The organism is Microtetraspora fusca, from assembly GCF_001570365.1.
GTDB classification, from domain to species: domain Bacteria; phylum Actinomycetota; class Actinomycetes; order Streptosporangiales; family Streptosporangiaceae; genus Microtetraspora; species Microtetraspora fusca.
This window is the reverse complement of sequence record NZ_BBYK01000049.1, coordinates 48,703-59,046: the sequence shown is the minus strand read 5'-3', so window position 1 is coordinate 59,046 and position 10,344 is coordinate 48,703. Positions and strand designations below refer to the sequence as shown.

The 10,344-nt window shown below is 69.5% G+C and carries 13 protein-coding genes; 3 read left to right on the top strand and 10 right to left on the bottom strand.

The annotated features are described in order from the left end of the window. Window positions 1-49: 49 nt before the first annotated feature. From AWQ68_RS19165 to AWQ68_RS19140, 6 genes are all read right to left on the bottom strand, one after another. The gene (locus tag AWQ68_RS19165) at window positions 50-1,366 is read right to left on the bottom strand and encodes an NADH-quinone oxidoreductase subunit D (RefSeq protein WP_066942240.1); all 1,317 of its coding nucleotides are present in this window, start codon (window positions 1,364-1,366) and stop codon (window positions 50-52) included. Then, complete coding sequence (locus tag AWQ68_RS19160; protein WP_066942362.1) at window positions 1,363-2,052, bottom strand: NADH-quinone oxidoreductase subunit C; 690 nt, start codon at window positions 2,050-2,052, stop codon at window positions 1,363-1,365. Before AWQ68_RS19160 ends, AWQ68_RS19165 begins: the two co-directional genes overlap by 4 nt. A gap of 55 nt (window positions 2,053-2,107) precedes the next feature. Further along, a complete protein-coding gene (locus tag AWQ68_RS19155) occupies window positions 2,108-2,659 on the bottom strand; it encodes a NuoB/complex I 20 kDa subunit family protein (protein ID WP_066942239.1) in 552 nt (183 codons plus the stop codon). Window positions 2,660-2,661: 2 nt separating this feature from the next. Continuing rightward, the gene (locus AWQ68_RS19150) at window positions 2,662-3,021 is read right to left on the bottom strand and encodes an NADH-quinone oxidoreductase subunit A (protein WP_066942238.1); all 360 of its coding nucleotides are present in this window, start codon (window positions 3,019-3,021) and stop codon (window positions 2,662-2,664) included. Between the two features lie 43 nt (window positions 3,022-3,064). Further along, a complete protein-coding gene (locus AWQ68_RS19145; RefSeq protein WP_174554121.1) occupies window positions 3,065-4,372 on the bottom strand; it encodes a geranylgeranyl reductase family protein in 1,308 nt (435 codons plus the stop codon). Window positions 4,373-4,501: 129 nt separating this feature from the next. After that, complete coding sequence (locus AWQ68_RS19140) at window positions 4,502-5,239, bottom strand: demethylmenaquinone methyltransferase (protein WP_066942236.1); 738 nt, start codon at window positions 5,237-5,239, stop codon at window positions 4,502-4,504. Window positions 5,240-5,340: 101 nt separating this feature from the next. Between AWQ68_RS19140 and AWQ68_RS19135 the strand changes: the two genes are divergently transcribed. Next, complete coding sequence (locus AWQ68_RS19135; RefSeq protein ID WP_066942235.1) at window positions 5,341-6,588, top strand: delta-60 repeat domain-containing protein; 1,248 nt, start codon at window positions 5,341-5,343, stop codon at window positions 6,586-6,588. On the opposite strand, the gene AWQ68_RS19130 is transcribed toward AWQ68_RS19135, so the two are convergent. Then, the gene (locus tag AWQ68_RS19130) at window positions 6,585-6,791 is read right to left on the bottom strand and encodes a DUF4229 domain-containing protein (RefSeq protein ID WP_066942234.1); all 207 of its coding nucleotides are present in this window, start codon (window positions 6,789-6,791) and stop codon (window positions 6,585-6,587) included. The genes AWQ68_RS19135 and AWQ68_RS19130 overlap by 4 nt on opposite strands. A gap of 236 nt (window positions 6,792-7,027) precedes the next feature. Here AWQ68_RS19130 and AWQ68_RS41005 point away from each other — a divergent pair, with 236 nt between their 5' ends. Further along, window positions 7,028-7,267: a BldC family transcriptional regulator gene (locus tag AWQ68_RS41005; RefSeq protein ID WP_082776639.1), complete on the top strand. Its 240-nt coding sequence runs from the start codon at window positions 7,028-7,030 to the stop codon at window positions 7,265-7,267. Window positions 7,268-7,425: 158 nt separating this feature from the next. Here AWQ68_RS41005 and AWQ68_RS19125 read toward each other — a convergent pair whose 3' ends face one another. Further along, window positions 7,426-7,767: a hypothetical protein gene (locus AWQ68_RS19125; protein WP_245655983.1), complete on the bottom strand. Its 342-nt coding sequence runs from the start codon at window positions 7,765-7,767 to the stop codon at window positions 7,426-7,428. Window positions 7,768-7,777: 10 nt separating this feature from the next. Continuing rightward, a complete protein-coding gene (locus AWQ68_RS19120; protein ID WP_066942233.1) occupies window positions 7,778-8,686 on the bottom strand; it encodes a hypothetical protein in 909 nt (302 codons plus the stop codon). Window positions 8,687-8,978: 292 nt separating this feature from the next. Between AWQ68_RS19120 and AWQ68_RS19115 the strand changes: the two genes are divergently transcribed. Continuing rightward, window positions 8,979-9,305 (top strand): PLD nuclease N-terminal domain-containing protein, encoded by a 327-nt coding sequence (locus AWQ68_RS19115; RefSeq protein WP_066942232.1) that lies wholly within the window; start codon window positions 8,979-8,981, stop codon window positions 9,303-9,305. Window positions 9,306-9,365: 60 nt separating this feature from the next. On the opposite strand, the gene ccsB is transcribed toward AWQ68_RS19115, so the two are convergent. After that, on the bottom strand, window positions 9,366-10,343 hold the full coding sequence (gene ccsB, locus AWQ68_RS19110) for a c-type cytochrome biogenesis protein CcsB (RefSeq protein WP_066942231.1): 978 nt from the start codon (window positions 10,341-10,343) through the stop codon (window positions 9,366-9,368). Window position 10,344 lies beyond the last annotated feature (1 nt).

The window sequence follows — 10,344 nt, the reverse complement described above, 5'->3', positions numbered from 1 at the left end:
GCCAGTGCCGTAAACGTGCTGTGCTTATTGGCTCGCTCGCTGCGCTCGCTCACCTGTCCACACCTCCCATGACCGGGTCGATCGAGGCGACGGCCGAGATGACGTCGGCGATCATGCCACCTTCGCAGGTCGCCGGCACGGCCTGCAGGTTCGTGAAGGACGGGTCGCGGAAGTGGACGCGGTAGGGCCGCGTCCCACCGTCGCTGACCACGTGCGCGCCCAGCTCGCCGCGCGGCGACTCGACCGCCGCGTACACCTGGCCGGCCGGCACCCGGAAGCCCTCGGTCACCAGCTTGAAGTGGTGGATCAGGGCCTCCATCGAGCTGCCCATGATGTGCGCGATGTGGTCGGGCGAGTTGCCGAGGCCGTCGGGGCCGAGCGCGAGCTGCGACGGCCAGCCGATCTTCTTGTCGTCGATCATCACCGAGCCGCCCTTGAGCGGGCCGGTCAGGCGGTCGAGCGCCTGCTCGACGATCTTCAGCGACTCCTCCATCTCGGCCATGCGGACGAGGTAGCGGCCGTACACGTCGCAGGTCTTCTCGGTCGGGACGTCGAACTCGTACGTCTCGTAACCGCAGTAGGGCTGCGACTTGCGCAGGTCCCAGGGCAGGCCCGCCGCGCGGAGCATCGGCCCGGTGACACCGAGGGCCATGCAGCCGGTCAGGTCGAGGTAGGCGACGTCCTTGGTCCTGCGGGTGTAGACCGGGTTCTCGTCGAGCAGCTTGCGCATGTCCTTGATGCGCTTCGGCATGACCTTGAGGAACTCGCCGATCTTGTCGACGGCCCCCGCCGGCAGGTCGACGCTCACGCCGCCCGGCCGCACGTACGCCATGTTCATGCGCAGGCCGGTGATGTACTCGAACAGGTCGAGGATCATCTCGCGCTCGCGGAAGCCGAAGATCATCGGCGTGGTGGCGCCCAGCTCCAGGCCATAGGTGGCGAGCGCCACCAGGTGCGAGGAGATCCGGTTGAGCTCCATCATCATCACGCGGATCGCCTGGGCCCGCTCGGGGACCCGGTCGGTGATGCCGAGGAGCTTCTCGACGCCCAGGCAGTACGCCGTCTCGTTGAAGATCGGCGCGAGGTAGTCCATGCGGGTGACGAACGTGACCCCCTGGGTCCACGTCCGGAACTCCATGTTCTTCTCGATGCCGGTGTGGAGGTACCCGATCACCGTCCGGGCCTCGGTCACCGTCTCACCGTCGAGCGTCAGGACCAGCCGGAGCACGCCGTGCGTGGACGGGTGCTGCGGGCCCATGTTGATGACCAGGCGCTCTTCGGCCGACTCGGTGACCGTCTCGACGAGCTCGTCCCAGTCCTGGCCGGCGACGTCGTAGACCTTGCCCTCGGTCGTCGTTGTACTCATGCGTACGACCTCCTCTGGTCCGGCGCGGGGGTCTCGGCGCCGCGGTACTCCACCGGGATGCCGCCGAGGGGGTAGTCCTTGCGCTGGGGGTGGCCCTCCCAGTCGTCGGGCATCTCGATGCGGGTCAGCGCCGGGTGCCCGTCGAAGATGATCCCGAAAAAGTCGTACGTCTCCCGCTCGTGCCAGTCGTGCGTCGGGTAGACAGAAACGGTGGACGGGATGTGCCGGTCGGAGTCGGGGCAGGAGACCTCGACGCGGATCCGCCGGTTGTGCGTGATCGAGCACAGGTGGTAGACCGCGTGCAGCTCGGCGCCCGTCTCGTCCGGGTAGTGGACGCCGGAGACGCCGAGCGAGAGCTCGAACCGCAGCGCCGCGTCGTCGCGCAGGTGGCGCATCACCTCGACGAGACGCTCACGCGCGATGTGGAAGGTGACCTCGTCGCGGTCCACGACCACGCGCTCGATCGCGTCGCCGGCGACGGGCTCCAGCGCGTCGGCCACCTCGTCGAAGTACGACCCGTACGGCCGCTCGGTGGCGAGCCGGGGCGCGTGCCGTACGACCAGGCGGCCGTAACCGGAGGTGTCGCCGGTGTCGCGGGCGCCGAACATGCCCCTGCGGGCGACGCTCTCGGTGGCCTGCTCCGCCGCCTCGCCCTGCGGCACGCCGGGGAGGTTGTCGCTGCTCATCTGGTGGCTCCGCTCCACGAATCCCGCACGAAGCGCTCGTTCCTCACGTTCGCGCTCATCTGTCCGCCCCCTGGTCGATCAACGGCAGCGTCCGCAGTGCCTGGAGCTCGAGCTCCTCGATCTGCTTGGCGCGGTGGGCGCCGAACTTCATGTTCTGGATCTTGTCGTGCAGCTTCACGATGGCGTCGATCAGCATCTCGGGCCGGGGCGGGCAGCCCGGCAGGTAGATGTCGACCGGCACGACGTGGTCCACGCCCTGCACGATGGCGTAGTTGTTGAACATGCCGCCGCTGGACGCGCAGACGCCCATCGCGATGACCCACTTGGGCTCGGCCATCTGGTCGTAGATCTGACGCAGCACGGGCGCCATCTTCTGCGACAGGCGGCCCGCCACGATCATCAGGTCGGCCTGACGCGGTGAGGCGGAGGCCCGCTCCATGCCGAACCGCGCGAGGTCGTGCTTGGAGGCGCCGGTCGCCATCAGCTCGATCGCGCAGCACGCGAGACCGAACGTCGCGGGCCAGACCGAACTCTTCCGCGCCCAGCCGGCCACCTGCTCGACCGTCGTCAGGATGAAGCCGCTCGGCAGTTTCTCTTCAAGACCCATGGCTAATCCCAATCAAGACCGCGGCGGCGCCACACGTAGGCGTACGCCACGAGGACGGTGACGATGAACAGCACCATCTCGACCAGCCCGAACAGGCCGAGACTGTCGAACGCGACCGCCCACGGATAGAGGAAGATGATCTCGATGTCGAACACGATGAACAGCATCGCTGTGATCATGTACTTGAGCGGGAAGCGCCCACCGCCGACGGGCTGCGGGGTCGGCTCGATGCCGCACTCGTAGGCGTCCAGCTTGGCGCGGTTCCAGCGCTTCGGCCCGGTGAAGGGGGCGATGCTCACGGAGAACACGGCGAAGCCCGCCGCGAGGACCGCGAGCACCAGGATGGGCACATACAGCTCCATGGCTACATGTCCTCGTTTGCTCGGTGGAAAAGGGTGATCAATCTCATGCGGACGGAGCCACCTTGGAGAGTGCGTTGATGATCCGGTCGGACGCGTCGCCCCGCGGATCGGTGAGGTTGCCCAGAAGCTTCAGGGCGAACCTCATCAACCGCGGGTGCGGCATGGCGTGCCGCGTCGCGAAGTTCATCACGCCGGGCCTGCCGATGGCCTCGACAAAATATCGACCAAGCGTGAAATAGCCACCATAGGCGTCCTTGAGGACCTGCGGGTAGGCCCGCAGAACCCGTTCCCGGCGGGCGGGCGTGGGCTGGGAGAGCGCGGTGACCACGGTGTCGGCCGCGGTCCGGCCGGTCTCCATGGCGTACGCGATGCCCTCGCCGTTGAACGGGTTGATCATGCCGCCGGCATCGCCGACCAGAACCAGGCCCCGGGTGTAGTGCGGCTGCCGGTTGAAGCCCATCGGCAGCGCCGCCCCCCGGACGGGGCCGGTCATGTTCTCCTCGCTGTACCCCCACTCCGCGGGCATGTTCTTCACCCAGCGCCTGAGCAGGTCGCGGTAGTCGATGTTCTTGAACGCGTCATTGGTGTTCAGCAGCCCGAGACCGACGTTCGAGGTGCCGTCGCCGACGCCGAAGATCCAGCCGTAGCCGGGGAGGAGCCGGTCGCCGTCCCACAGCTCCAGCCACGTCTCCAGGTAGTCGTCGTCGTGCCGCGGGCTGGTGAAGTAGGTCCGTACGGCGACGCCCATCGGGCGGTCCTCCCGCTTGTGCAGCCCCAGGGCCAGGGAGAGCCGGGTGGAGTTGCCGTCGGCCGCGATGACGAGGCGCGAGCGGAAGGCGACCTCCTCGCCGTCCTGCTTGGCGGTGACGCCCACGACGTGGCCGCTGCGCTCGTCGAGGATCGGGCCGGTGACGTTGACGCCCTGCAGCAGCGTGACGCCGGCGCGCACGGCGTTGTCGGCCAGGATCTGGTCGAAGTCCTTGCGGGTGCGCACCAGGCCGAAGTCGGGGAAGCTGGACAGCTCGGGCCAGTCGAGCTCGAAGCGCAGGCCGCCGCCGACGACCCGCAGGCCCCGGTTCCTGGTCCAGCCCGGGGCGTCGATGTCGATGCCCATGTCGATGAGCTGCTTGACCGCCCTCGGCGTGAGCCCGTCGCCGCATACCTTCTCGCGCGGGAACCGGGTCTTCTCCAGGAGGAGGACGGTCAGACCGGCCTGGGCGAGGTAAAAAGCAGTCGTCGATCCCGCGGGGCCGGCGCCGACGACGATGACGTCGGCGTCCCGTCCGCTCTCAGAGGCCGATGTCCTGTCGGACGTCGCCAATCTCGGCCGCGCAGGGGCTGACTCGCTCACGGGGGACCTGATTCCTGTCCTCTGACGAAGATCTCACTGGTACGGGACCTTCGTGCCTTTGTGAACAACTTCACAAACTGTCGGCGGAAGTCTAACCCCTATTGCGTGTTCCATGTCAGAGGGGTGTTGCTACCCGTCGGTAACTTGGGGTTTCACCGCGCGGTGGAGCGCGACGATGCCGAGCGAGAGGTTACGCCAGGCCACCTTCCCCCAGCCCGACTCCTGGATGATGCGCGCGAGCGCCGCCTGGTCCGGCCACTCCCGGATCGACTCCGCGAGGTACTCATAGGAGTCGGGGTTGGAGCTGACCACGCGCGCGACCGGCGGGAGCAGCTTCATGAGGTACTGCGAGTAGACCAGCTCGAAGGGCTTGATCTCCGGCCTGGAGAACTCGCAGATCACGAGGCGGCCACCCGGCTTGGTCACGCGCAGCAACTCACGGAGCGCCTCGTGGGTGTCGGCCATGTTGCGCAGCCCGAACGAGATCGTGACCGCGTCGAACGCCCCGTCGGCGAAGGGCAGCCGCAGCGCGTCGCCCGCGACGAACGTGACGCCGCGCACCCCGCCGCCGGAGAGCCCGGAGCCGCCGCGCCGCTCCACGCCGGTGCGCAGCATGCCGAGGGAGAAGTCGCAGGCGATCGCGCGCGCGCCCAGGAGGGTGAAGGCGTCCGTCGAGGTCCCGGTGCCCGCGGCCAGGTCCAGCACCAGCTCGCCCGGGCCCGCGTCGATCGCCGTGGCCGTGGCCTTGCGCCACAGCCGGTCCTGCCCGAGTGAGAGGACGTCGTTGACCAGGTCGTAGCGCCGGGCCGTGCGATCGAACATCGCCGCGACCTCGTGCGGCTGCTTGTCCAGGGAAGCGCGCGTCATGGAGGCAAGCCTAGGCCGCGCCAGGGGCACCATCTTCACACCCGCACCGAATGCACGGAACGTAGCACATTGATTACGAAGGGTGTGCTAAAACTTCGGGAATGCTTGCCAGACACTCCACCGCGCTGCTCATCGCGGCGCTCGCCGTAGTCCCCGCGCTCCCCGCCGGCACAGCACAGGCCGGTGTCCGGCAGCCCGCCGTCGTCTCGCAGAAGCCGGTCGCCAACACCCCCCACGTGCTGGACGGCATCGTGAACGCGATCGCCCTGGTCGGCGGCACGGTGGTCGTCGGCGGCGACTTCAGCGCCGTGAGCGACGCGGGCAGCAACGTGCGGCTCCCTCGGCAGAACCTCTTCGCCTACGACTTGCGGACCGGCCGGGTCCTGCGCGACTTCACCCCCGAGGTGAGCGGCCCGGTCTACGCCCTGGCCCCCGGGGACGACGCCACCGTCTACGTCGGCGGCTCGTTCGACTTCCCCGCCAGCGCGCTGGCGCTGGTCAGCCTGGCCGACGGCTCGGCCGTCACCTCCTTCGACGCACCCGCGTACGGCGGCGGCGTCTCCGCCCTCGTCCGCCAGGGCGACCGGCTCTACGTCGGCGGCGACTTCGCCATGATCGGCGGCACGCCCCGCACCGCGCTGGCCCGCCTCGACGCCGCCACGGGGGCCGTGGATCCGACGTTCGCCGTCGAGCCCGGCAATCCGCGCGGGGCGACCGTCAAGGTCTACGCCATGGCCGCCACCGGCGACCGGCTCGCCATCGACGGCTCGTTCACCACCGTGGACGGGCTGCGTCGGCCGCAGGTCGCGCTGATCGACCTGGTCCGCGGCCGGGTGGCCGACTGGCACACCGAGGTGTACGCGCCGTCCTGCATGTCGGTGTTCCCCTGGTACGTGCGCGGTCTCGACTTCTCGCCGGACGGCAGCTTCTTCGTCGTCGTCACGACGGGCGGTCCGGCCCCGGGCACCGGGAAGCTGTGCGACTCCGCCGCCAGGTTCGAGACGTACGCCAAAGGAAACGACGTGCGGCCGACCTGGGTCAACCTGACCGGCGGCGACTCGCTCTACTCGGTCGCGGTGACCGGCGCGGCGGTCTACGTGGGCGGCCACCAGCGCTGGCTCGACAACCCCAAGGGCTCCGACAGCGCCGGTCCTGGAGCGGTCCAACGGCCGGGAATCGGAGCGATCCACCCGACCACGGGCAAGGCCCTCGCCTGGAACCCCACACGCACCCGAGGAATCGGAGTAAAGGCGTTCCTGACGACAAAGAGCGGCCTTTTGGTCGGAAGTGACACGACGAAGCTCGGGCATGAGTACCATGCCCGGATCGGTATGTTCCCGTTGCCCTAGTTTCCGACTGGCGGGCGTTTCTGCGCCATCTGGGCGCTGACCGCGTCCCGCTGCTTGGACAGGAGCACGTAGCTGGCCAGGCCACTGACCAGGAAGGCCGCGATCAGCAACCAGAACGTGCGCAGCCCGAGCAGATAGAGGACCGCGAGGGCCACGGCGAACAGGCCGAGGCGGGAGAGCGTGTAAACGACAACCGGACGCACACCGTCGAGGTTACGTCACGGAGGCGAGTGACTCTCTTCGCATCCCGTGCGACCGCTGCTAGTGTGCCCAACAGGGGCCTTTTGTAAAGAAACACCCATGAGCACCCCAAAGAGGCTCTATCATATAACAATCGGGCACTGAGCCGATAACAACCCGTGATCTTCTACGAAAACCACGGATAAATCAGGCTTCGCTCGGCACACTGGTTACCTGTCCGCCCGCTGCAGGACGCGGGATGCGAGGGGGAGAGATTGTGGAGAGTAGCAGCGAGCGACTGCTGACCCCTGGAGAGGTTGCCGCCCTCTTCCGGGTCGACCCGAAGACCGTGACACGTTGGGCCGCGGCGGGACGAATCAGCAGCATCCGTACCCCCGGGGGGCATCGGCGGTTCCGAGAGTCGGAAGTGCACGCCCTCCTCCGTGGAGAGGACGTTCTGACGGCCGACCGGCCGAACGGCGACTCACCTCGGGTCTGATACACCGACCAGGTGATCCTGCGTGCCACCCGGATGCCGCAGGGTCACCCGAGTCAGATGGTGCCACATTGCCGGGCCGCTCTCCCGGGCCCGCATCCCGGCGCCGTTCTCATGGCATCGTGCCTCGCCCTTGTACGCCACGCGGCGCCTCGCATCTCTCAGCGCGCGTCCTGCCCGTCCGCGTGGCCTCGGCCCGTGTTCTCGGAAGGCGCGGGTCGGGTCCCGTCGGGGTCGGCGGTCTCCTGCTCGTCGCCGCCGGGTGACGCCTCGGCGCCGGCCTTGAAGGCGAGGAACTCCCGTTCCAGATCGTCGTTCTCCTCGCGCCACCGGCGCCGCCGTTCGGCGTCCTCCTCCTCGGTGACCGACTCGGCGAGCCACCGTTCGTAGTCCGGCTCCCCCGGGACGACGTCGACGTACGCGTTGCCGATCAGCCGGCCGTCGTCGCTCGTCAGTGATTGCGGCACGCGCAGTGTCCCGTCAGTGAGCCGGATCACGTACATCCACGATCACCTAGATTCCGTAGCGCCGGTTGAAGAACAGCATCACGTTCAGCGCCGCACGCGTGTCACCGCCCAGCATGTCGACCAGGGCCGGACGCTGCCGGGATGCGATCGCCGCGAACGCGTCGGCGAAGAACTCCTTGCGCCCCAGCCCACCGGGCTGCCGGTGGAACGCCGAGGCGAACAGCGGGAAGCATTCCTCGTACAGCGCGGCGAACTCGGGTGAGTCGGAGACCCACTCTCCCGGATGCGCGTCCACGTCGTCCAGAGCATGTCCGACTTCGTGCATCATCACGTCCGGCGTCGGTGACGGGCGGTCGCCCACCACGATCTTACGATCGCCGTACGCGCCGGCGCAGACGTCCCAGGTGGCCCGGCCGGACGGCAGCGGGGCCCCGCGCAGGTAGCCCATGTCGTCGAGGTCGGGGACGCCGCCGCGGCCCACGTAGATGCCGTCCAACGTCGCGGCGAGCATCAGTTTGAGGTTCTCCGGCAGCCGGGCGAGGCTGTCCACGGCCCGTACGGCGTCCGCCGAGGGCGGGCCGTCCGCGGCGTCCCACTCGCGGTGGAGCACGCGCTCGAGCGGCCCGCAGTGCCGGCGGCCGTCCCCCAGGTCCGGGGCGTCCGGCCGGTGCGGTCGCGCCCTGGTGGGCGCGTCGTCCAGCTCGAAGTCTCTCCATGTGTACTGGGGCCGGTCCACGACCGGGGCGGTGACCGCGTGGACACGCTCCGCCAGCCGTTCGGGGAAGCGTTCCTGCACACGCTCCCGCCCGTCCTGGATGCGCTCCTGCAGGCGCTCGCGCACGCGCTCAGGGGAACGCTCCGGCGCGTCCGCGCCCCGCCCCTGCTGGGTGTACCCGCCGCGCTGCCACCATCGCGGGCCGCGCCGGTGGCGGCCCCTATCTCCCGGCTGCGCCATGGCCCCCACCCGTCGCCTCGTCGGGAGCGGCGGTGTGTAACGCCCTCCCCGTCTCGCGCCCCGGCGGGATCCGTCCGCCTACGGTGCTCATGTGCTCACCCGTCCCTCGCTCTGGGCGGTGCCACCGCCGCGCCGGGACCCGGGCGTGATCCGGGGGGCGCGGTACCGGTCCACCGTACGTTGCGGGTCCGCGCCCCGTCATCCCCCAGTAATGCCGTCCGTGGCGCGCGGAAACCCCTACCGCTGGGGCGACGCGGCCCGATCAAGCGGTGGCATGGCTTAGCGTGTGGGCATGCCTAGCGTGATTCTCGGTTTGGCGCTGCTGGCCTTCTGGCTCTACTGCCTGTTCGACGTGATCACAACACCGGAAGACGCGGCGCGCAACCTCCCCAAACTGCTGTGGGTGCTGATCGTGCTGTTCCTGGCCGCGCTCGGTGGCGTGTTCTGGCTGGCCCTCGGGCGTCCCAGGAGCGGCGACGCCGTGCTGGGCGGGGCGATGCCGGCCGGAGGCCGGGACGAGACATGGCAACGGCCCCCGCGCGCCGAGGCGCCGCGGGGGCCGGACGACGACCCGGAGTTCCTGCGCGCGCTGGAGCGCCGGCTGCGGAACGAGGACTGACCCGGGTCCGGGTGAGCTGCGCGGGAGCCGGGCCGGGCGGCCCTGCTCCCGCGTACGTGCTTACTTCGGGACGTCGGCGTAGGAGTGCAGCCCGCTGAAGAAGATGTTGACGCCGACCAGGTTGAACAGCAGGCAGCCGAACGCCACCAGCGACACGATCATGGCCGCCTTGCCGCGCCATCCGGCGGTCGCCCGGGCGTGCAGGTACGCCGCGTAGGCGATCCAGGTGATGAAGGACCAGACCTCCTTGGGGTCCCAGCCCCAGTAGCGGCCCCAGGCACGGTCCGCCCACAGCGCCCCCGCGATGACGGCGAACGTCCAGATGGGGAACCCGATCACGATCGCGCGGTGCGCGATGCGGTCGAGCTGCTCCTTCGACGGCAGCACCGACAGCCGCCCGTCGTTGCGCACCAGGTAGAGGACGGCGCTCACCCCGGAGACCAGGAACAGCCCGCCCGCGATGACCGCGGCGGTCACATGGATCGCGATCCAGTAGGAGTTCAGCGCGGGCATCACCGGACCGGCCTGGACGTGCAGGAAGAGGACGGCGAAGCCGAGGCCGAGCGCCGCCGCCACCGTCACGAACGCGCCGAGGAACCGGATCGGCTGCCTGGTGAGCAGGACGAGGAACACGGTCACCGAGGCGAAGCACAGCGCCACGACGAACTCGTACATGTTTCCCCACGGCCAGCGGTCCACCGCGATGCCGCGGGTGAGGATGCCGCCGAGGTTGGTCGCCCAGCCGAGCCAGGAGACGACGACCGCGGCCGCCCCGGCCTTGAGCGCCCAGCCCGCGGGCGGGACCGGCGTGGCGGAGCTCGCGTCCTCCTCCGCCGACTCGGCGGGGGCGGAGGAGCCCGCTCCCGCGCCGACGGCGACGAGCCGACGGCTCTTCGCCGGGGCGACGGCCGTGCGGGCCCTGCCGAAGGCCAGCTCCAGCGCGTAGGCGATCATGGCGGCGAGGTAGAGCAGGACGGTCACCAGGATGAGCTGGTCGCTCAGCGTGGCGAGGCCCTCGTTGACCTGGGCGGGCGGCATC